We start from the raw sequence: 21,323 nt of genomic DNA on the forward strand, positions 1-21,323 counted from the left end.
GATGTGGCCAGCGGCGAGGTGACCCAGTACTGCATCAGCGGATACCGAACACCGATCTGGTCTCCCGATGGACGCCAGATTGCCATCAATCAAAATATCGATGGTCTGGATACATTCAAAATCGTGGATCTCGAAGCCAGTGTGGCCTACGACATTACCGGAGAAGCGGCCATGAAGGTTGAAGGCTGGATGGTGCCGCCGCCGTGATGGACAGAATCTGAAATGGCTACGACGCACACGTACGGCGGATACATGCTTTGCTGCCCTTCCTGCAATCGCATGGTGAAACTGGGCCTGGCCTGGTTTGGTCTCTTTCCCATGCGCAGCGGATTGGGACCCGCCGAGTTCGTCTGTACCAAATGCGATACAGTCTACGAATCTGGCCTGCAAGAGTGGGCGCATATGAGCAAAGGGCGGAAGATCAATTTCATCTTCCACTCACTCGTATATGCCATAATTGGCGGCTTCTTTACCGCAGGGTTGATCCTTGTAATCGAAGGAGCAGCCACAAATCCGGATATCTCGTTCTTCGACAATCTGGCGACTGGTAAACTGCTGATCATCTGGGGCTGCATCGCAGGGGTCGTGCTGCTGACCCAAGCCCTGCGGGTGAGTCTCTCACTGGAACGCACCATGACGGAAACGAAACCCTATCCCGCCAGGTATACGGACTGGCAGATCAATTTGCAGGCCTGGGTGCTAAAGATCCTAATTGTGTCCTTCATCGGCATTTACCTCGGTCTCAAGTATTTCGGTTAAATCAATCCTGGCCAACCTTTGTCGGTAGTGGTTGGCCAGGATATTCTTCGACTACGCAGCGTTTTCCACTACGGAATGTCCTGCTTTTCCTCACAGAGTACGGCGCGGTCTCTCCCGCTGCCGCCCAGGCAGACGTCGTACCCGTGTCCGCCGTTGAGCAGATCGCGATCCGCGCCGGCGTCGATCAGGTCGTCCCCCAGGCCTCCGACGAGCAGATCGTAACCCGCGCCGCCAAAGAGCTGATCGTCGCCTTTCTGGCCGAGCAGCAAATCGTTGCCGCCCAGTCCACAGACGATATCGTTCCCCGCACCGCCGAGGATCAGGTCGTCCCCATCCGTGCCCACGATGACGTCATCGCCGGAGGTGCCGCGGATCAAGAAGTGGTAGGCCTGCCCATCTTGCGGTCCGCCGACGATCATGCCGTTGAAATCTACGTAGATCGTGGCATTCTCCCCGCCGCATTGCGGGATCAGATTCAAGCCCACCATCACCGGATCGTGATCGGAAGCGCGGAACGGATCGGGCGCATACAGGTCCGGCTGATTGTAGTCGTTGTAATCCAGAGCGGCCGGTTCGTCGGCGTTGATGTGCCAGATGGCCACGTCCGTCACCTGGGGCGCCAGATTACCGTTCGCCAGCGCATGGTCGAGGTAGCCCGCCTGTCCGTCGAAGACGTAGGAATACGCCAGCGAACCCTCGAACAGGTTCACCATGTCCGTGTAACCCGCCGACTGCAGCGCTGCGATGGGATCCTCCATGGCGTAGGAGTTCAAATCGCCCATGATGATGAAATCGGGATCGCCGCTGCCGGTCGGATCGCTCGCCAGCCAGTTGGCCAGCGCGATGGCGGCGCTGGTGCGGGTCAGGTTGCAGTTGCCCTGGCCGTCGCCGGTGTCCGGATCACCGATGTCGTCACAAGCGGAACCCTTGGACTTGAGGTGGTTGACCACCACGGTGAAGCTCTCCCCGCTGAGATTTTCGGCGAAAGTCTGCGCCAGCGCCGGACGGTTGCGTTCGTCGTTGAAACCCGGATCGACGGAGGAATCCAGCAGCGCGAATTCCCCGATGGGCGTCACGCTGGCCGGTTGATACAGGAAACCGACCTTGATGGCATCCGAGCCGATCGTGCCGGTGTCCACGTAGGCGTAGGTGCCGGTGCCCACGACGTCATTCAAACCGGCAACCAGATCCGCAAGGGACGCGGAGGCGTTGTTCTCCAACTCGATCAGCCCGACCACGTCTGCATCCATTGCGGCGATGGCGCTCACGATCTTGTCCCGCTGGCGGACGAACTCCTCCACGCTGTCCGCACCGCGGCAGTCTTGATTCTCTTCCGGACCGCAGATCGGATTGCCCTCGTCGATCGTGGTGAAGTAATTCAGCACGTTGAAGCTGGCCACGGTCAGGCGGCCTCCCGTGTCCGGTGCAGTGAGCGGACGCGCGTTGCCGACCGCCAATTCGACCGGCTGCACGGGTTGAATTTCGTAGCGGCTGTAGGCGTAACCCAGGGCGCCGGTCAAGCCGCTGACCGTGTCGCCGGCGCGCAGCGTGGTGCCGTCGATCAGATACGGCGGCAAGGGCAGCGGATTCTCGACCGAGCTGCCGTCGTCCAGCTGGATCAAGCGCAGGTTGTTTTGTTGCTGCAGCGCGTCGGCCGCCTCGCCCGGCAGGGTCACGTTGGTCGGCGTGTACAGCCGGCCATCGGCGGAGAGATCGACCTCACCGTAGCGGCCCTGCGTGTAATTTCCCGTAACGGTCAGCGTCTGCGGGAAGGTAACCAGCATGCCTTCCCGGCGTTCGAAGTCATCCATATTCGCCGCCGGCAGGTTGAACGCCGTCGGCTGCGGTTCGTAGCCCGTGCTGCAGATTATCAGATTGTTCACGCCGCTCAACTCGGTCAGGCCGTAGTATTCGCTGACCCCTGCCTGCAGGCGGACTACATCACCATAAGCCACGTCGACCCCGAAGCTGCCGTCGTAAACGAAGATGCCCTCCGAAGTGGCAGGATCAGCGTCTTCGTCGGCCGTTTCCTCCTGCAGGAAGAAACCGCCCAGGCCGTCGTAGCCCTGGAAATCGCCTACGACCACACCTTCAGCCACGACCACCTGCCCGACCAGCGGGCTGGTGTCTCCAGTGCCCTGAATGGCGTGAATGGGGGTGGCGTCATCGCCGCAGAACCCGAAGAAGCAGTTGTTCGCCGCGCCGGGTGTTTCCCCGCCGACGGTGAACGGTCCGATGCGGAAGCCGTCCTCACAGCGGAAGACGTAGCCGGGTACGTAAGAACCGTCCGGCCCCACGGTGGGCGGCCCGTAACTGTATTCGGTCCCCGTCGGCGGATTCTCTTCCTCGATCAGGGCGATCAGATCGACGATCGCCGACCAGGGAGTGAAGTCGAGCACACCGTCGTCGTTCGTATCGAGATCCTCGCCGTTCGATCCCGTGAAGCCCTGCACCAGCAGGTGCGTGACGTTGTCGCTGTTTTCGAAGTTCAAAGAAGCGACCAGATCGGCTGTGCCCAGCGTGAACGTGCTCTCGGCGGCGACAAAGTAGCCCGAGGCGGGGATCGTCGACCCGTTGAGGTCGGTGACGTTCTCGATCACGCCGCTGCCACCCGAGGTGCTGTCCCCGATCACAAGGTAGGTCAGGCCGTCGAGTGAGGCTCCCGGAGGACCGACCAACTCGAAGAATTCGTCGGTGTCCGTGCCGTCCTGGTCGATGCGAATCTCGCTGATCAGAACGTCCGGCGGCGGCACGACGCAGTGATTCGCCGCGCCAGGGGTGTCCTCCCCATCTAGGGGATCGAAGGCGCCGATCGTCCAGCCACTAGGGCAGACGAAGGCCAAGCCGGGCACGTAGGAACCGTCCGGTCCCACGGTGGGCGGACCATAATGGTATTCGGTATCGGTCGGTGGATTGTCTTCCTTGATCAGGGCGATCAGGTCGACCTGCGCCGTCCAGGGAGTGACGTCAAGAATGCCGTCGTCGTTCGTATCGAGATCCTCGCCGTTCGATCCCGTGAAGCCCTGCACCAGCAGGTGCGTGACGTTATCATCGTTCTCGAAATTCAGGCTCGTGACCAGATCGGCCGTGCCCAGCGAGAAGGTGTCTTCGGCGGCGACGAAGTAGCCCGAAGCGGGAATTACCGCACCGCTCAGGTCGGTGACGTTTTCGATCACGCCGCTTGCGCCTGCGGTGCTGTCTCCGATCACCAGGTAGGTCAGCCCGTCGAGCGAAGTACCCGGCGCACCGGCGAGTTCGAAGTACTCATCGGTATCCGTGCCGGGCTGGTCGATGCGGATTTCGCTGATGGCCACCTCTGGTGGTGGTTCGGGTGTGGGCGTCGGCGGCGTACCGCCGAAAGACTGCCCGACGTTGATCGCACCGAAAGAGCTGGCCGCAGGAGCGTTCCAGACGAAGTCCTCGTAGATCGTCCCCACACCCGTGAGCTGCAGCGATTCACCCAGCGGCGTATCGTTTGGTTCGGAGACACCGATGTCGGTCGAGGTGAGGCCATCGGCCGGCCCTCCGACGGCGGTAAAGCTGCCCTCGTAGCTGAGGAACTGGATCACCGCGCCGCCCGGATCGACCAGCGCGATGCCGTCCGGCGAACCGTTCTGGATGCCGGATTGCGCGAAGGCCAGTGCACCGTAGCCGTCCCCCTCGTCGAGAATGAGCCCGCTCAGGTCGAGGTCGGCGTACTGCGCACCCCCGTTGCCGTTGTAGAAGACCAGAGACCAGCCGGCCAGGTCCGTGCCGGCCGGTCCGGCGATCTCGACGGCTTCGTCGGCGTCCGTACTGACGTTGTCGTAGTGAATCTCGTTGATGAATATCGCCGTGCCCGCCGACTGCGCCTGTAAGGCGAGTGCGGGCAGGAGTACCAGGATGGTGCTGAGCATTACTGCGCGGAAAGATCGTGCGGCGGTTCCCGAGCGCTTGAACATGATTTCCTCCTCAAAATCGTATTCGGCTCTCTCATAAAGAAACCGCCCGGCCTCCCCCTCGGTCGGGCGACGTGAGTCGCGACCTTGCTCTGCGCTCCCCCTACCCCGAAACTGAGGCGTTCGTTGCCGTTATTCAATTGTGCGGGTTAAGATTATCACAGGCGCGAGGGGGTTTCAATACTTGAGGTCAACAACGTATTCTATGATTCACGGTCAACGGATCGCCGTTGCGATTCGGCTGCTTTGGAAATCCGATATAATCTTTAGCCATAGGTCCCGATTGGAGTGGATGTGCAGATGGTTGTCATCCATGCAAGAAGACGGCGTTAGAGGAGAACCGAACATGGCGAAACGCATCAACGGTCAAATTCGCAAGATCCTGCGCATCGTAGGCGAAGTGATCTCTCAGATGCTCAACGTGCCCATCCTTTCCGGAATGATGATCATCTTCCTCTTCTTCCACCTGCCGATCGAAATACCCCACCGCGTGGCCGGTTTCAGTTGGGCGATGCTATTTCTCTGCCTGATCCCGCTGGCCAGCTTGTTCTTCTATATCCCCGGCAGGCTGCGCGATTGGCCCAAGGTTATCAAACGCCAGCGCATTGCCAGCTTCGTGATCATGATCGTCAGCTATCCCATTGGGTTCCTGATCTTGCGTCTGATGCATGCACCCAGAATCTACGAGGCCGTCGCCGCCACCTACACGATGGTTACGCTGGGTTTGATCTTCTTCAATCTAATCCTGCGTTACAAAGCAAGCGGCCACGCCGCCGGTGTGGCCGGCCCTGTGGGCGCGTTGGTCTACTTCTATGGACTAATCGCTACGCCTTTGTTGGCGCTGCTGCCGCTGGTCACCTTGGCGCGCCTCTTCGCCAAGGGACACGACGTCTGGCAGACCGTCGTCGGTTCGGCGATGTCGCTGGTCATCACCGTCCTCGTGCTGCGCCTGTATGGATTCATGCCGCTGACCGGAATGCCGTACTGAACGGCCAAAAAATGCTTTACGAATAGCCCTCCAGTTCAAATCCAAATCCTGACCGGGTAACGGTCGAATCGGTTCTCTTGCCACCCGTTGCAGCACATTGACTTCAAACGCCAAAGGTTTTGAGACGCGTTTGAAGTTCTGCACCAGCCTCGCTGCTCGCTGCACGATTCTCTCCTTCCGGAAGGGTTGAAGATATAATAATAGATATATTCGCTCTTATATGTCACATTTCCACACATCATTGCGTTACAGTCACGTACATCGAAGGGTTTGCCACAGTCCCTCGCACGGAACACCTCCGGTGATTGCGAGGCCAATGGTGAAAATCATGCCCGTGGAGATAGTTTGCGATGAGACAGAAACAGTTGGGAATGAAACGCTACTTGCTGCCCATAATGGCCGTGTTGATGGCGGTGCTGGCCTGCGGACCGCTCGACACCGCGCGCGAGATCGTCGCCGGACTCTTTCGTGTTTATTACGTCGCGCCCGACGGTGACGACGCCAATGACTGCCGCTCCTGGGAGGCCGCCTGCCTGACGCTCAGTGGTGCGGCCAGGCACGTCGATGGCGGCGATATCATTCGCCTCGCCGCCGGAACGATCAGCGTGCCGGACGTGACGATCGACAGCATCATAGCAATCGAGGGCATGGGCGAAGCAGAGAGCATACTTGAACTGACAGATACGGGAACCGTCGCCCTCAACGCCGATGTCACTTTCCTCGATCTCACCATCACGACTTCCGGACCCACGACGGGTGCTTTACCCTGCATCCATGTTGCCGAGGGCGCTTCCGCCACCATCACCCAGGTCACTCTGCGGGACTGCGGCCTGGGCATTCGTGTCGCACCCGACGCCGAAGCGGCTCTGCAGAACGTGACCATAACCGGTTCGACCGCGGAGGCGCTCATTAACGACGGCAGTGTGACCGTCGATCAAAGCCGTTTGGTCGAAAACAAGGATCGTGCGATTACGAACCGCGGAACGATGATCGTCGAAAACACGACCATCGATCGCAACATCCTCAACCCCTTGCATCTCGCCGGCGATCTGCCCGATACAACCATCACCAACGTTGGACATCTGGAACTGATCAACAGCACGATAAGCCGCAGTACGGACCGCGGCATCACCAACGCCGGAGAACTGATTTTGCGCAACTCGACGGTCAGCTCGAATCGCGGGGACGTGGCAATCAGCAGCCAGGACGGCGAATTGAGGCTGCTGTACGTCACCGTGGCGAACAATGCCGGAACCGGCATCAACCTCGCTGGAGGCCTGGCCGAAATCGAGAACACGATCTCTACCGGAAACGGTTACAACTGTTACTGGAATCCCACGTCGACTCCGACTCTGCTGGGCATCAATCTGTCTGAAGATTGCCGATTCTTTACCGCAGGGGAATTGCTGCTGCAGCCGCTGGCGGACAACGGCGGACCGACCGAAACGCACGCCTTGCAGCCCGGCAGCGCCGCCATTGACGCTGCCACACTGGACTGCCCGCCAAGCGATCAGCGCGGCGTCGAGCGCCCCTTCGGTGAAGCCTGCGATGCGGGCGCTTTCGAGTTCGATCCCACCGTGATCGCCGAACCCATCGCCCTCCGGGCGCCCGCCACTCCCATCACCGCCACACCAACAACGGAACTGCCTCTCGCCAAGGCCGTGAAAGATGGTTTGTGCTGGACGGGACCCGGCGCTGCATATCCGGTCGTCAGTGCCGTAAGTGCCGGAATCGAACTCAGCTTGCGCGGTGTTGATGCGCAAGGCGATTGGCTCATCGTTGATTCACCTCGTTTCCCCGGTGTAAACTGCTGGCTGGAACGCGACTCGGTGGACCTGCCGCCCGAGACGGAGTTGTCGGTATTGCCCGTGTTCTCTGTCCCGCCGCGGCCCACGGCGACGTCGAAGCCCGAGAAGGCAGTCGGCTGCCTGGTGCAGGATCCCAACGATCCCAAGCAGGTGATCTGCGTGCCGCGCGCCTGCACGCCAAACGACGTACCCGGCGGAAGCTGCAATCCGTAGCGTCCGTTCGGCGCGGAGACGAATGAGCCCTCGCCACAAATATACGCCGCCGCAGCTTGGGCTGCGGCGGCGATTGAATCTCATGTGAAACCGAGGTGTTTGTTGTTGTTCTTCACTTATCTCAGCTCAACGTTTCATCGACGTGAGGAGCCGCAGATGTTTGCAGGATAGTGTCTCATTTCGTGATGGCCGTTTTCGACTTGTCCTTTCTCCACTTAACGAGACTTCATCTTCTCACATCTTTCAACGATTCCGTTCCCTCACATTTCCAACAATTTGCCGGAATCGTGTTGCATGATTCCACACCGAGATGATTCGTTACGTGATACAATCCAATACAAGTAAAAAGGCTTGTATTTGAAGATTACAAGTGATATAACTTGTATTACACGATCGTGATGGCTGAGAAAATGAAGATTGATAAAGACAAGATTTATGCAGTCCTGACGGGTGATATCGTCGGCTCGACAAAATTCAAGGGAAACGATCGCAAATACCTGCATGAATGCCTCGAAGCTTCCTCGCAGAAGCTCGTTGATTCTTTTTCCGGATCGGTTCCGTATCCACCCGAATTCTTTCGGGGAGACAGCTGGCAATTTCTGGTAACAGATTCATCTAAGTCTTTACGAATTGGCACTTTTTTTAGAGCCCTCATTAAAGCAAGTTCGAGTTCGAAACACCTGGACACAAGATTATCGATCGGATTGGGACTCCTTGATTTTATTCCCGAGGAAAATATTTCAAGTGGCGATGGAGAAGCATTTCGCCTTTCCGGTGAAGGGTTGGAAAGGTTAAATAAATCCAATCGCATGGATATTTCTTTTCCCGTGCGATTCGAATCAAATACTGCCAAAGCCTTTGAAATTATCCTGAAATTAATGGATATCAAAATTACTGAATGGACCGACAAACAAGCAAACGCAGTCTGCGGAGCTTTGTTGGATTATACGCAGGAAACCATTGCAAGGCATTGGTTCGCAAAAAGGATATCTCAACAAGCGGTTGCGCAGCATCTCGATCGAGCGGGTTGGGCGAAAATTGCCTCCGCCATTGAGTTCTACGAAACACATTTACCAATGATCTTGCGCGATGAAGAGCAACGGGAGAACATTCACAATAATTAGAGCTTGTAATACATAATTACAGGCCCCGAGGCTTGTAATGTGGGTACATAAATCGAGGGTTTTATGATCCATCCAATATACAAACTCATCATTCCTCTGGTCAGTGCACATCTTGCAGGTGATTTCTTATTTCGATCTGATGACGATGTTAAGAATAATTCTCAACCGCAAGGCTTACTCAAACACGCCTTGATCGCAGGCCTTCTTTCTTGGGTATTGTTGGGCACGATCCAGGCATGGAGTGTTGGATTACTCATTTTTACACTGCATTCCATCATCGACTACATAACGTCGAAACGATCGAGCGATGGCTTGCGGACTTTTTTATTCGATCAATTGGCACACGTATTCGTAATCGTGGTACTCGCATATGTCATTGATTCACGAGACCTACTGCCCTTCCCGAATTATTGGTATGGTCTCTTCGGTAAAGCATATTACGCTGGGAACCTGCTGTTTTCCGGTGCGGTTTTGAATGTAAGCGTCGGGGGAATTGTTGTTGGCTTCAAAGTCAAACCCTTTCTCGATCAGCTCAATAAATTGGCTAAAGACGGAGACAAGCAAAATCTCAAAGAAGCGCAAAATATTGCATCAAGAGGTTTTGAAGAGGGCGGCAGGACGATCGGATACCTTGAACGCGCACTAATTTACGTTCTAGTGCTTGTAAACCAACCCGCCGGAATCGGCTTTCTGATCGCAGCGAAGTCGGTCTTTCGATTCGGAGAAATCAATGTAAGTTCGAACCGGATGGAAGCTGAATATATATTAATCGGAACTCTATACAGTTTCCTTTACGGCATTGTCGTATCCTACCTAACAACTTACCTGCTGTCGAATATCGGTTTCGTCGGGTAACCACTCGCGACTCTGCGCTCCGATGATCGAGCAATACCTTTCTCGTAAGTTATTCATCTTCGAAAACCAGAAAGGAAAATCGTAAGGTGCGGAAAGTCTGCACCGCTTATCCATTCGTGCTTCGTAAGCCTATCTCAGATCAAGCAAGCCTCACTCGCTCGAATCCAGCGGCACACTTCCTGTGCAGACTACGTTCAGGTAAATTTCAATCGAACCGTCGCTGCGCTGTGAGCCGCCGTAGAATTCCGCATCGTAGCTCAACTCTCCGATCGGGAGCAGTTCGATGGTCAGCTCGAAGGGCACGGCGTGAGTCTCCGTTTTCGCGGTCTCCACGTTGTAGAACACGTACGTCTGCGCCTCCGGATCGGCGACGTAGGAACACTGCGACCAGCCCTCCACCTTGAAGTTCACATCCACCTCCCCCTGATAAGTCCAGTACGTAGCACCGTCCGTGTCCACGGGTTTCAAAGGGTTCCGACTGAAGTCGGCGCTGACCCAAGTATCGACGTAGCTCAACTGCTGCGAGCCGTCGTCCGTCCACACGTCGTCGACGAGATGGAAGCTCATCTGGCTGTCCGCCAGAAGCCCTTCTTCGTCAAAGCCCAAAGTAAAGGCGATGTCGCCCACGTCCTCGGCGCCCGTGCTGTCGTGATACGAGAAATGGGAGGCTTCACGCGGCAGTAATATATCGGACCAGTAATAACTGCGCGTCTGGCACTGGGTGATATCGAGGCTGCGCACCACTTCACCGGCCTCGTTCGTCTGTGGTTCCTCCTGCGCTGTGCTTTCCGCTGGCGATTCGATGTCCGGCTGTTCTTCGACGAGATCGTTGAAGTCGTTGCTGGCGTCTGCCTGCCGGTTTTCCCGCTGGCACTGCCGGACGAAGGCGTCGAAATCCACCGGCTGCACGACCACGTCGCGGCTCACGGTCACGTTCGCCGCTTCCGGCAACCCCAACGCTGCGAGGATGTTCGCCTTCGCCCCGGAGCGCACGAGATCGCGCGCCAGGCCGATGCGTACTTCGCGCCGCACCTTCTTCCAGAACACCTGCCGCAGCACGCGCCGCGCCATCTTCCCCTGCAGCGCGGCACCGCCGGTGACCATCTGCACCACGGCTTCCTTGATGACTTCCTCCGACAGCCAACGGCCGAAGCGTTTCAGGTTGATGCGGCTGGGATCGAGGCGGCGGAAAAAACGCCGCAGCGGGTTGCTGCGCCTGCGCCGACGGCGGGCCAACTGCTCGGCCTGCTTCTTCAAGCGCTCGATTGCCGGCCCGCACACGTTGGTCAGCACCTTCTCGGTGACGCACTTATCCACCGCCAATTGATCAGCGGTGGTGTTGCCGTGCAGGTCGGCGCAGAGTTCCTGGTACATCGTCAGCAGCCGCTGGGCTTCGTTGGCCGGCGCGCCGGCGGGATCAAAGCTGGAACTCACCGTCTTCATCAATCCGCGGGACCCGAGCTGCCCACCGACCTCCTCGCTTTCCTCGAAGGAAAGGTCGTAGCTGCTGACCATCAGCAGCAGCGCCTCGTCCAGCGAATGATCCGGCTTCGCCGCCGAGACCGGAATCACGTCCACGATCAGGCTCACGATCAGGACGGAGGTGAGAACCAAGCTGCGCATCTTAGAATTATGCCTATCCATTTCACTCCACCTCCGCGACGACCGGCAGCGCTTCCACGTAAACCAACTCGCCGTCCTGCAGGCCGAACGTCAGTTCCGGCGCGTAGTACACTTCGGCGTCGTCCACGATCTCGTCTTCCAGCGGGACGACCAGGTACTGCTCCAATCCCGCTGCGGCGATGACTTCTTCCAGGCTCATGAAGGCCGTGAACTGCTCCGGACGGTAGGGTATCGGCGACACCTCGGTGCCCTCATACTCCATTGGATCCTCCAGCACGAGTTCACCGTTCAGGAAAACCACGTCCACGTTCTGCGAGTAGTAGCTCCAGGTCTCCTGGCGCATGACCGTGAGCTCTCCATCCGCGCCGTTGTCCTCGTAGAAGAGGATGGTGAAACCATCCGGCTGCCCGCGCTGGCGCAGCGTTTGTTCCTGGATATCCGTGAGCGGATACGGTTCGAGCACGATGTCTTCCGCCGCAACATCCTCGAAGATCTTGGGAACTTGGTGATAGGCGGAAATCCAGAGCAAAACCGCAATGACCAACAATGCGAGGATGAGGAAGACGACGACACGCCGCCTGGATGCCGGTTTCTCTTTTTGCATCCTTGGGCCTCCTTCTACTTAGAATCACCGAAGACGTAGAGATTCCAACGCCAATTCCTGAACTGCGCTGCAGGAATTTCCAACGAAGAGAATTACAGCCGTTTCCGGAAACGAACGCTGAAGCATGAGGACGCAGTTTTGTTGTACGAGATATTGATCAACGATTTCCAACAGCATACACCACGGGATGATTCGCGGTCAAGCCGAATCAGGACTGACAATGGCATAACCATGTTGCGAACCTATCGATCCGTCGAGATGTACTGGTGGCAGCGATCCGTGAGCGTTTCGAGAAAATGATGTTGATCGCTTACCACACGAGACCGCGCATTGAGTCTGTAGCGATACTGCTCCCCCGATTTGAGCCGGATGGTGATGTTCCGCAGGGTTAGAAACTGGATGACGTCGAGCGATTCGAAAGACTGGAAAGACAATTCAGAGAGCCCCAAGAAGATGGCCTTCAATTCGAAAAATCCCATGGTTATCTGCGCGAGGATCAGCCGCCGATCCGTCACACCGGCGATGTAATGCCTGACGAAGATGAAACCGGACGTGAGATAGCCGATTCCTTCCACTCTTTCGGTCAACCCGAGAAGCGGTTGGGCGTGAAAATGCAGCAAACGCTCGTACTTGGTCAAGGGTTTCCTTCCACCCCGCAAGACTCTGATCCTGGGTATCCGCACGCTCCAGCATATCGGAGTTCTAACGCTGATACAAGCCGCCGCCGTTCAGACGCCGGTTCACTTGGCGCAGCGGCGCTGATGTTGTAGAGTGGAATCGGCGTTCACCGCATCGGCGGTTCGAAACCTGCGCCACCACGGGAGTCGTACATGCGAGTTATCAACATGGATTCATGGTCGCGCCGCAAGCATTTCGATTTCTACAATAGTTTCGAGCAGCCGCACTTCGGCATGTGCGCCAATGTAGACCTGACCGAATTCCACCGGTCGGTCAAGCGGGCCGGGCATTCGATCAACATAGCCATCATCTACTTGATCGCATGTGCGGCGAACGGCATCGCCGAGTTCCGCTGCCGCATCCGTGGGGAGCAGGTCGTCGAGCACGAGATCGTCCATCCATCGCCGACGATCTTGACGGATGATGATCTCTTCAGCTTCTGCACCATCAAGTACAGCGAGGACTACGCAGGATTTGCGGCCCGAGCGGCGGAAAGGATCGCTGCCGTAAAAGCGCAGCCAACCCTGGAAGACGAGCCCGGCCAGGACGACCTGCTCTTCATGACCGCCATCCCCTGGGTCTCTTTCACCAGTTTCAAGCACCCCATGCCCCTGCAGCCGACCGATTCGGTGCCGCGTTTCGCCTGGGGTAAATTCTTCGAAGAGGGGGAGAAACTAAAAATGCCGCTGGCCGTGCAGGCACACCACGCTCTGATGGACGGCCTGCACGTCGGCAGGTATTACACCGCGGTGCAGGAACTGCTGGACCGTCCCGAATTCGTCTAGCAGCACGAATTGCACTGAACAGGCGTCATCTTACCTGCCGGCGTCCCGGGACGAAATCAGCTAAACCGATTGCAGGTCCCGGAAAAGCTGCAGGTAATCCTTGAGGTGTCGTGTGATGAGGAAGTTGCGGCGCACGTGTTCCCTTCCCGCCTCGCCCATGCGTTTCGCTTCGTCGGGGTGCTGCAGCAGGCGCAGAGTCTTATCAGCGCAGGCCTGAACACCGTCCACGAGATAGCCGGTTTCGCCGTCGATCACCTGCAGCGGGATACCGCCCACGTTGCCGCCCACCACAGGCTTCGCTTTCCACAGCGCCTCCGCAACCACCAGACCGAATCCCTCACGTGTCGATTTCTGGATCACCACGTCGGAGGCGTATTGAAAACAGCCCACCTCGAAAGCGCCGACCCCGTTGAAATTGTGCAGCACGTAAATGTCGTCGTCCTCCCCCGCGTGACGCAGCGTACGATCCAGGTAAAACCAGCCTTCGGGATCGTCGTCGGCCATGGAGCCTACCAATGCAAGCTGCACTTCGGGAACGTCCCGCTTCACGAGGCGGTAAGCGTCGATCACGCCCAGGGGATCCTTCCAGGGATCGAAGCGGCTGACCTGGGTGATGAGCGGCCGGCCTGAATCTACGCCGAAACCGCCGACGACGCGCTTTACATCCGCCAGCGGAATGGGCGCATTCTTCGGCGAACGCGGGTCGATCGTCGGGCGGATGATCGCCAGGTGGGCATCTTCCAAACCCGGGCCGACGTATTGGCGCATGGTGAAGATGAGGGCCTCGTAATCGGCGATGAAATGCACGAAGAAGTCCCAGAAGTCCGGATTGGACTGGGAGGTGTCGATATGGCAGCGCCAGATCCAGTGTTTGCTGCTGGCGTTTTCGTTGAAGTGAAGCAGACCGGCCGGCTGGGGATCGTGCACCACGATGAAATCGTAATCGCCTTCCAGATGCCCGGCGTTGTAGCGATTTTGCCGGCTCCAGATCTCCTTCATCTCCTGCGTGAAAGAAATATCCATACCCTGGAGCCCATTGTGACTGGCTTTACTCACCTCGAAGAATTCGTCGCTGCCTTCGATGACCTGCCATTCGGCGTCCAGTCCCACGTCGCGCATCAGGGGAATCAGTGTCTGCAGGATCTCCGCAACGCCCCCACCGAATGCCGTGGCGTTGACGTGCAGCACGCGTGCGCCGCGCAGATTCTGGGCGAGCTCGAGTAGATCTGCGATCACTTCCTCTCCGACGATGGGTTCGTAATCGGCCAAACGTTTTTCGGATAACTCAACTTTCTGCAACATGATCTACCATCCCTGTCTGACAGAGGATGCTGTCCTTTCTGATAGAATCTATAACGACGATTTGTAGCAGTTTGTCCCTCTTCTTCAAACACCGTTGATTCTGAAATGTATCCTTGACACTTTTATTTTCGGGCGACATAATTATATTACTGCTAACACGTGTTAGCATCAAGGGGTGCAAATGCGAAAACGCGTGACTGCACGAGACGTAGCAGACCGTGCAGGGGTCTCCAGGACGACCGTCTCCTTCGTTCTCAACAATGTGCCGGGAATGCGCATTAGCGAGGAAACCCGCCAGCGCGTACTCGAAGCGGCGCGTGACATCGACTATCACCCCAACATTTCGGCCCGCAGACTTGTTACAGGCCGCAGCTACATCATCGCTTACGTCGAACGCCAAAGTCCAAAAGAAGCCTTTGCCGATGCATTCTTTCCCGAGGCGCTGCACGGGGTGCACGATGCAGTCTACGCTGCGGGATACGAAGTGCTGTTTGCACCTACCGAAATCGACTCAGGCGCCCGACGCTGCAGTCGATTGCTACGCGGCGGACACGTAGACGGGATCATCCTCTCCGGCCCCCGCGCAGATGACGAAGAGTTACGCGATCTTTTACAAACCAACGCACCCATCGTCCTCCAGGGACATATGCCCGGTGTGCCGGTCGCATCGGTGGACGTCGACAACGTGCGCGCCGCCAGCATGGCCGTGCAGCACCTCATCGATCTCGGTTTCGACGACATCTGCATGATCGTGCATGCTCCCTTGGCTTTCACCGCTGCCTCAGCCCGTTTCCAGGGCTACCAACAAACGCTGGAAGAAAATGGACTTGCCTACATCGAGGACCGGATACAAATCGCAGACTTCACGCCCGTCTCGGGTGAAGAAGCGATGGAACGACTTGTAGAAACCCGACCGAACACGAAAGCCATCTTCATCAGCAGCGATACCGTTGCCATCGGCGCCATTCGGGCCGCAAGACGCAACGGCCTCCGCGTCCCGGAGGACATCGCCGTGATTGGCTTCGACGACATCCCGATGGCGGTGTACAACGAACCGCCTCTTACCACGATCAGGCTGCCGGCTTACGGCATCGGCTGGGGCGCTGCGAATCTCCTGATGCGTATCATCTCTGGTGACGAAGTGCGCCAGAAGAACGTACTTCTGGAGACAGACCTGGTCGTACGCAGCTCTTGCTGAGCCGTATCCGAAACAACCCGATCATCAAAGAAGCAGCAATTTTCGTAGAGGGGATTGCTATCACCATCGAAGATTCTTCTACATACCGAAGTCGAGGAAGGAGGTGTCTGGAGAAAAACTGGTTTCAACTTGGATCTTATATCCGAAAACACGACATTCCTACCTATAGGAGGAGGATGATGAAAGGCAAGCTAGCAAAATGGTTTTCGCTCTGGATGGTAGTAGGGCTGGTGTTGGCCGGATGCGTGACCCAGACGCCTACACAACAAGTGGCGCCGCCACCCGCTGCGACCGCAACCCCAACAGAAGCGATGATGGCAGAACCCACCGCAACCGAGACAACTGCGCCCGAAATGGGCCCGCAAATCGACTGCATGGGCGCTGCCTCGGGCGATACCCTGAGCGTCGTATATCAATGGTCCGGTCAGGAGGAGGAGAAGATCAATACCATCTTCAAACCCTTCGTGGATGCTTGTGGGGTCCAGATCACGGCCGAATCCACCCGTGACGATGCCGTTCTAGACACCAAGGTCAAGAGCGTCCCACCCGATATACTGTTCTGGCCCACGACCGCACCCACTTTACTCTACACGGATCAGCTTAAAGACCTTTCGAGCCTGGGTGCGTCTGGCGATAACTACGCACAGTTCTGGAAGGATCTGGGGACGGTAAACGGCACGTGGTTGGCAGTCCCGGTGAAAGCGGACATCAAGTCCATCATCTGGTACAGCCCGGCGCAGTTCCAGACCTTCGGCTATGACGTGCCGACAACCTTCGACGAATTGAACGGTCTGGTCGAGCAGATGGTTTCCGACGGCAATATTCCCTGGAGCATGGGCTTCGAGAACGGCGCCGCGACGGGCTGGACCGGATCGGACTTCATCCAGGACCTGCTGCTCACACTGCAAGGTCCGCAGTATGTGATGGGGATCATCGATGGATCGGTACCCTACGACGATCCCGGTGTGGTCCAGGCGTATGAAATTTACTACAAGTGGGCTTCGGATCCAAAATACACCGTGGGTGGTGCAACGGGTACGGTGAACACCGCCTTCCTGGATGCCATCTACAAGGTCTTCTCTGATCCGCCGGAAGCCATGATGGTCAAGCAGTCCGGTTTTGCGGGTGACGAGATCAAGAAGGAATATCCCGATCTCATGTACGGGACGGACTACGATTTCTTCGCCTTCCCTGGCGCAAAGGGCATGCAGGGTGGGGCCGATTACATGATGGCCTTCAGCGATTCAGCGGCCACCAAAGCCATGGTCGCTTACCTGACGAGTGCGTATGGTGCCGAAGTTTGGGCGCAGACGGGTTTCGACATCTCCCCCAACAGCGCCGCAGTGGGGAAATACACCGACCCGGCGTTGACCAAGAAAGCGGAAGCGCTGGCGAATGCCTCCGGCTTCACGCCGGACCTGGGTGATACCATCCCCGCGCCGTTTGGTGACACCGAATGGCAGGCGATCATCGACGTTGTCCAGGGTGGTGACATTCCAACTGCACTGGCGAAAGTAGCCGCAGCTCAAGCTACCGCCTTGGGTCAATAGTCCGTAGGAATCCGAAATCAGGTGCTGGGGCGGCGAACGCCTCAGCACCTTTCATACCACGCCTGCGTGGAGGAGGTGGATCTGCAATGGCGGTATCGAAAATCATGAAGCAGGGCAGGGTCGTGCCCTGGTTGTATGTCCTGCCCGCGCTCGCAGTCATTCTCATTTTCGTTGTATACCCAACCCTGAACACCACCTACTTGAGTTTCCGCAACCGCAGCGGAGATTTACCCGCGAGTGCGGACTGCATCTCAGGATCGCCTTGTTGGGGAGTGTTCGAGAACTACCGCTATGCCATCACGCATCCGGACATGGTCCAGGCGCTGCGCAACAACGCCCTGTGGTTGCTGCTGATGGTCCCTGCGACCGTAGCCATAGGCCTTTTAATCTCCGTACTTGCAGATCGGGTGCGCTACGAAGCACTGGTCAAATCCATTATCTTCATGCCCATGGCCATCTCCTTCATCGGCGCCGGCGTTATCTGGCGTTTCATGTACTACATCGAAACCGGCGGCAATCCGCAGATCGGGGTGTTCAACGCGATTTTGACCTCCGTGGGTCTCAAGCCCGTGCCCTGGCTGAGCACGGCGGGCATCAACAACTTGGCGCTCATGATGGTGGGCGTGTGGTTGTGGGCCGGCTTCAGCATGAGTATTTTGTCCGCGGCGATTAAGGGGCTGCCCGAAGAGGTGCTGGAAGCCGCCAGGGTGGACGGCGCTTCTGAATGGCAGGTCTTCTGGAAAGTCATGCTGCCCATGATCATGCCGACGGTAACGGTGGTCATCACCACGATGGTCATCATCGTCCTGAAGATCTTCGACATCGTCTTCGTCATGACCGGCGGCAACTTCGGCACCGAAGTGATCGCCAACCGCATGTTCAAGTTGATCGTTACCAACACCGGGCGTTCGATGGCCATCGCCGTGATATTGCTGCTGCTCACCATCCCGATCATGATCATCAACGTACGCAGGTTCCGAGAACAGGAGGCGACGCGATGAGACCTTTTGCGCGTTTGAACCATTTCTTCAACCGCCTGCCTGTCAATCTGGCGATCATCTTTATGTGTGTGTTCTGGATCGTGCCCACCTTTGGTGTATTCGTTACTTCGTTTCGCTCGCGCGAGGCAGTTCGGACGACGGGGTGGTGGACGGTTTTCATCCCCAAAAGCAAAACCTACGTCGAAGGACAGAAGGAGTACGAAACTTACTGCCTTTCCTGTCACGGCGCATCGGGCAACGCAATCCCAAATGCGAATTTATCCGATCCGAACCTGGTGGCCCAATATCCCAGATCGAACCGCCTCCTGATCGCACTGCGGCAGGACATCAATGGAAAGCCGCATTTACAGGATCCGACCTTACCCCAGGATACCAATCAGGCGCTGCAGATACTGGCACCGATCATAAGCTACATGAACACGCTCTCGGGCGGAGGCAAGAGCGACATCAATAAACTCAGCCTGCGCAACTATGCCGACGCGCTCGTGGGGTATAAAGGCACCGGAGATTACCTCACGGACTGTCAACAGGGAGTGCCGAGTACGTTGGCCAAATTCAAATGCAACGCCAGCGATCTTCTCAATCCGGAAGGAATGGGCCGCGCCTTCCTCAACACCGTCGCCGTCGCCGTTCCTGCCTCGATACTTCCCATCCTTTTCGCTGCGTTTGCCGCCTACGCCTTTGCCTGGATGGACTTCCCGGGCCGGCATTGGGTTTTCGCCATCCTGGTCGGTCTGCAGGTGGTACCCCTGCAGATGGCGCTGGTGCCCATCGCCAGGTTGTATTCGAACCTCGGACTGCAGAGCTCCTTCCTGGGGATTTGGCTCTTTCACACCGGATTCGGTCTGCCCTACGCCATCTACCTGATGCGCAACTTCCTGGGAGGCCTGCCGCGCGAGGTGTTCGAATCCGTCTACATCGACGGCGCCAATCACTGGACGGCCTTTTGGAAAATGGCGATACCGCTTTCGGTCCCCGCCATCGCTTCGCTGGGCATCTATCAATTCCTGTGGATCTGGAATGACTTTCTGGTGGCGAAGATTTTCCTCTCCGATAAACCGGTGCTCACGGTTCAAATCACCAATTTAATCGACCCGCGCGGCGGAAACTGGCACCTGCTTACGGGAGCCGCATTCCTATCCTTCATCGTCCCCATGCTGGTCTTCTTCGCCCTGCAGCGTTACTTTGTGCGCGGGCTGCTGGCTGGGTCTGTAAAAGGATAAACGGGAATCCTGCGACGATTTCGGCTGCTGCAGTTTTTGCAATGACTGCAGCAGTTCCTTTTTAACCCGGAAGAAGTTCATCGCCCGCAAAGGATCCTGCCATCGATCCTTCGTCCACGGACTCCGTGGAAGCACCGGCATTAATTCTCAACCGCATCCGTATAGATCGTGATGTCGTAGACAGTCTGGCTCTCGCCGGTGAAATAACCAATTGCAAATGTCCATGTGTGCCAGAGCTTCAAGCCAAATTCCTGAGGGCGAGCCCCATTTGACAGCTTCTGAGGCATGCGGTAGACTTACTTTTAAGATATTTGGATCGGCCGCAATACCGCTCCCCTGTCTGGAGCGGTTTTTTGTTAATCGCATTCCGATCGATGATAAAGGATGTATCAAACAACTTATGACTTTTCAAGAATACAATTTCACACCAGCGTTACAACGCGCCTTACGCAAAGAAGGGTTCGAGCAGCCCACACCCGTACAGCAGCAAGCCTTCCCCGCCGCCTTACAGCGGAGGGACATTCTCGGCACAGCCCAGACCGGCACCGGAAAGACAGTCGCCTTTCTGCTTCCCGCTCTTCATCTACTGCTCACGACTCAATCATCGAAGAGACCTCGCATGGTGGTTCTGGCGCCTACTCGGGAACTTGCGTCACAAATCGCCGACGAGGCCCGGCGTTTCGCACGTTTCACACCACTTCGCATCGCCACAATCGTTGGCGGCGCTTCGATCAAAGCACAGACCCAGTATTTACGGCGTGGAGTCGACCTGGTCGTGGCCACACCCGGGCGTCTGAAGGACCACATGCAGCGCGGCAACATACGCTTTACTGCGCTCGAGATTCTGGTCCTCGACGAAGCCGACCGCATGCTCGACATGGGCTTCCTGCCCGACATTGAATCCATCGTTCGAAGCATGCCGGACGAGCGGCAGACCATGCTCTTCTCGGCAACCATGCCGGCAGCGATCCAATCGCTGAGCTACCGTTTCCTAAAAAACCCGCTCCGCATCGAGATCGACACTGCACAACCTCCGCAAGCCATCCAACAGTGTCTTTACCCCGTACCCAAACATTTGAAAATCGGTCTGCTGCTCGAATTGCTGGACGACCCCGAAGTGAAAAGCACACTGATTTTCACCCGCACCAAGCAAGAAGCTGATATCCTCACCCGCAAGCTGCGAGAAGCCGGTTCGTCAGTCGTCGCTATGCACGGTGATTTTCAGCAGCGAAAACGCGCGCAAGCACTGCAGCGCTTCCGGACGCGGAAAGCCCGCATTCTGGTGGCAACGAACATCGCCGCCCGAGGGTTGGACATCGAGGACATCTCCCACGTCATCAACTATGACGTCCCGGATGAAGCCGAGAATTACGTCCACCGTATCGGACGTACCGCGCGCCTTCAAACGGACGGCGTGGCCTGGACTCTGGTCACACCCGAGGACGAACCGCTGGTCGCCGGCATCGAATATCTGCTCGATAAGAAATTGGAGCGAAGATCCGTCCCCGGTTTCGATTACGATGTGCCTGCTCCGGATTGGGCCAAGCTCTCGACGAAAACGCTCCTGGCCAACGCTCGCCGCAAACAAAGCTCGTACGAGCACTGGAAGGCACTCGCTCGCTGAATGAGGCCAATGATAGATACACTTATGTAAGTAGTAGGGGAAAATCTACC

The 21,323-nt window shown here is 57.1% G+C and carries 17 protein-coding genes; 12 read left to right on the forward strand and 5 right to left on the reverse strand.

Features of this window, described 5'->3' with window-relative positions:
• Both P8Z34_11290 and P8Z34_11295 read left to right on the forward strand, forming a co-directional pair.
• Positions 1-207 (forward strand): hypothetical protein (locus P8Z34_11290; protein ID MEJ2551256.1); only part of this gene is annotated, 207 nt, incomplete at its 5' end.
• Positions 208-222: 15 nt separating this feature from the next.
• On the forward strand, positions 223-759 hold the full coding sequence (locus P8Z34_11295; protein MEJ2551257.1) for a hypothetical protein: 537 nt from the start codon (positions 223-225) through the stop codon (positions 757-759).
• Between the two features lie 68 nt (positions 760-827).
• Here the strand turns inward: P8Z34_11295 and P8Z34_11300 are convergent, their stop codons facing one another.
• Positions 828-4,700, reverse strand: coding sequence for an ExeM/NucH family extracellular endonuclease (locus P8Z34_11300; protein MEJ2551258.1), 3,873 nt, complete (start codon positions 4,698-4,700; stop codon positions 828-830).
• A 343-nt stretch (positions 4,701-5,043) separates the two neighbouring features.
• Between P8Z34_11300 and P8Z34_11305 the strand changes: the two genes are divergently transcribed.
• The 4 genes from P8Z34_11305 (at position 5,044) to P8Z34_11320 (ending at position 9,685) form a co-directional block, all read left to right on the forward strand.
• Positions 5,044-5,685: a hypothetical protein gene (locus P8Z34_11305; protein MEJ2551259.1), complete on the forward strand. Its 642-nt coding sequence runs from the start codon at positions 5,044-5,046 to the stop codon at positions 5,683-5,685.
• Positions 5,686-6,035: 350 nt separating this feature from the next.
• Positions 6,036-7,706, forward strand: coding sequence for a right-handed parallel beta-helix repeat-containing protein (locus P8Z34_11310; GenBank protein MEJ2551260.1), 1,671 nt, complete (start codon positions 6,036-6,038; stop codon positions 7,704-7,706).
• A gap of 398 nt (positions 7,707-8,104) precedes the next feature.
• Positions 8,105-8,830 (forward strand): hypothetical protein, encoded by a 726-nt coding sequence (locus tag P8Z34_11315; protein ID MEJ2551261.1) that lies wholly within the window; start codon positions 8,105-8,107, stop codon positions 8,828-8,830.
• 63 nt (positions 8,831-8,893) lie between these two features.
• Positions 8,894-9,685 (forward strand): DUF3307 domain-containing protein, encoded by a 792-nt coding sequence (locus tag P8Z34_11320; GenBank protein ID MEJ2551262.1) that lies wholly within the window; start codon positions 8,894-8,896, stop codon positions 9,683-9,685.
• A 150-nt stretch (positions 9,686-9,835) separates the two neighbouring features.
• Here P8Z34_11320 and P8Z34_11325 read toward each other — a convergent pair whose 3' ends face one another.
• The 3 genes from P8Z34_11325 to P8Z34_11335 all read right to left on the reverse strand — a co-directional run bounded on the left by P8Z34_11325 (position 9,836) and on the right by P8Z34_11335 (position 12,550).
• Positions 9,836-11,308: a hypothetical protein gene (locus P8Z34_11325; GenBank protein MEJ2551263.1), complete on the reverse strand. Its 1,473-nt coding sequence runs from the start codon at positions 11,306-11,308 to the stop codon at positions 9,836-9,838.
• A 22-nt stretch (positions 11,309-11,330) separates the two neighbouring features.
• On the reverse strand, positions 11,331-11,912 hold the full coding sequence (locus tag P8Z34_11330) for a hypothetical protein (GenBank protein MEJ2551264.1): 582 nt from the start codon (positions 11,910-11,912) through the stop codon (positions 11,331-11,333).
• A gap of 242 nt (positions 11,913-12,154) precedes the next feature.
• Complete coding sequence (locus P8Z34_11335; GenBank protein ID MEJ2551265.1) at positions 12,155-12,550, reverse strand: hypothetical protein; 396 nt, start codon at positions 12,548-12,550, stop codon at positions 12,155-12,157.
• 192 nt (positions 12,551-12,742) lie between these two features.
• On the opposite strand from P8Z34_11335, the gene P8Z34_11340 reads away from it, so the two are divergent.
• Positions 12,743-13,375 (forward strand): chloramphenicol acetyltransferase, encoded by a 633-nt coding sequence (locus P8Z34_11340; GenBank protein MEJ2551266.1) that lies wholly within the window; start codon positions 12,743-12,745, stop codon positions 13,373-13,375.
• A 60-nt stretch (positions 13,376-13,435) separates the two neighbouring features.
• Here P8Z34_11340 and P8Z34_11345 read toward each other — a convergent pair whose 3' ends face one another.
• Positions 13,436-14,677 carry a glycosyltransferase gene (locus tag P8Z34_11345; protein MEJ2551267.1) on the reverse strand — a complete coding sequence of 414 codons (1,242 nt, stop codon included), beginning with the start codon at positions 14,675-14,677 and terminating at the stop codon, positions 13,436-13,438.
• A 181-nt stretch (positions 14,678-14,858) separates the two neighbouring features.
• On the opposite strand from P8Z34_11345, the gene P8Z34_11350 reads away from it, so the two are divergent.
• The 5 genes from P8Z34_11350 to P8Z34_11370 all read left to right on the forward strand — a co-directional run bounded on the left by P8Z34_11350 (position 14,859) and on the right by P8Z34_11370 (position 21,273).
• Positions 14,859-15,875: a LacI family DNA-binding transcriptional regulator gene (locus P8Z34_11350; GenBank protein ID MEJ2551268.1), complete on the forward strand. Its 1,017-nt coding sequence runs from the start codon at positions 14,859-14,861 to the stop codon at positions 15,873-15,875.
• Positions 15,876-16,054: 179 nt separating this feature from the next.
• Positions 16,055-17,425: a hypothetical protein gene (locus P8Z34_11355; GenBank protein ID MEJ2551269.1), complete on the forward strand. Its 1,371-nt coding sequence runs from the start codon at positions 16,055-16,057 to the stop codon at positions 17,423-17,425.
• A gap of 86 nt (positions 17,426-17,511) precedes the next feature.
• Positions 17,512-18,426 (forward strand): sugar ABC transporter permease, encoded by a 915-nt coding sequence (locus P8Z34_11360; protein MEJ2551270.1) that lies wholly within the window; start codon positions 17,512-17,514, stop codon positions 18,424-18,426.
• Positions 18,423-19,649: an ABC transporter permease subunit gene (locus P8Z34_11365; protein MEJ2551271.1), complete on the forward strand. Its 1,227-nt coding sequence runs from the start codon at positions 18,423-18,425 to the stop codon at positions 19,647-19,649. The genes P8Z34_11360 and P8Z34_11365 overlap by 4 nt, the downstream gene beginning before the upstream one ends.
• Positions 19,650-20,049: 400 nt before the next feature.
• Positions 20,050-21,273 carry a DEAD/DEAH box helicase gene (locus tag P8Z34_11370; GenBank protein ID MEJ2551272.1) on the forward strand — a complete coding sequence of 408 codons (1,224 nt, stop codon included), beginning with the start codon at positions 20,050-20,052 and terminating at the stop codon, positions 21,271-21,273.
• The last annotated feature ends 50 nt before the right edge of the window (positions 21,274-21,323 follow it).

This window comes from Anaerolineales bacterium (genome assembly GCA_037382465.1).
Lineage (GTDB): Bacteria > Chloroflexota > Anaerolineae > Anaerolineales > E44-bin32 > WVZH01.

What these genes read in the sequence shown, in the direction of transcription:
- P8Z34_11295 (MEJ2551257.1), top strand. Translation starts at nt 223, where the DNA reads ATGGCTACGACGCACACGTACGGCGGATACATGCTTTGCTGCCCTTCC.
- P8Z34_11300 (MEJ2551258.1), bottom strand. Translation starts at nt 4,700, where the DNA reads ATGTTCAAGCGCTCGGGAACCGCCGCACGATCTTTCCGCGCAGTAATG.
- P8Z34_11305 (MEJ2551259.1), top strand. Translation starts at nt 5,044, where the DNA reads ATGGCGAAACGCATCAACGGTCAAATTCGCAAGATCCTGCGCATCGTA.
- P8Z34_11310 (MEJ2551260.1), top strand. Translation starts at nt 6,036, where the DNA reads ATGAGACAGAAACAGTTGGGAATGAAACGCTACTTGCTGCCCATAATG.
- P8Z34_11315 (MEJ2551261.1), top strand. Translation starts at nt 8,105, where the DNA reads ATGGCTGAGAAAATGAAGATTGATAAAGACAAGATTTATGCAGTCCTG.
- P8Z34_11320 (MEJ2551262.1), top strand. Translation starts at nt 8,894, where the DNA reads ATGATCCATCCAATATACAAACTCATCATTCCTCTGGTCAGTGCACAT.
- P8Z34_11325 (MEJ2551263.1), bottom strand. Translation starts at nt 11,308, where the DNA reads ATGCGCAGCTTGGTTCTCACCTCCGTCCTGATCGTGAGCCTGATCGTG.
- P8Z34_11330 (MEJ2551264.1), bottom strand. Translation starts at nt 11,912, where the DNA reads ATGCAAAAAGAGAAACCGGCATCCAGGCGGCGTGTCGTCGTCTTCCTC.
- P8Z34_11340 (MEJ2551266.1), top strand. Translation starts at nt 12,743, where the DNA reads ATGCGAGTTATCAACATGGATTCATGGTCGCGCCGCAAGCATTTCGAT.
- P8Z34_11345 (MEJ2551267.1), bottom strand. Translation starts at nt 14,677, where the DNA reads ATGTTGCAGAAAGTTGAGTTATCCGAAAAACGTTTGGCCGATTACGAA.
- P8Z34_11350 (MEJ2551268.1), top strand. Translation starts at nt 14,859, where the DNA reads ATGCGAAAACGCGTGACTGCACGAGACGTAGCAGACCGTGCAGGGGTC.
- P8Z34_11355 (MEJ2551269.1), top strand. Translation starts at nt 16,055, where the DNA reads ATGAAAGGCAAGCTAGCAAAATGGTTTTCGCTCTGGATGGTAGTAGGG.
- P8Z34_11360 (MEJ2551270.1), top strand. Translation starts at nt 17,512, where the DNA reads ATGGCGGTATCGAAAATCATGAAGCAGGGCAGGGTCGTGCCCTGGTTG.
- P8Z34_11365 (MEJ2551271.1), top strand. Translation starts at nt 18,423, where the DNA reads ATGAGACCTTTTGCGCGTTTGAACCATTTCTTCAACCGCCTGCCTGTC.
- P8Z34_11370 (MEJ2551272.1), top strand. Translation starts at nt 20,050, where the DNA reads ATGACTTTTCAAGAATACAATTTCACACCAGCGTTACAACGCGCCTTA.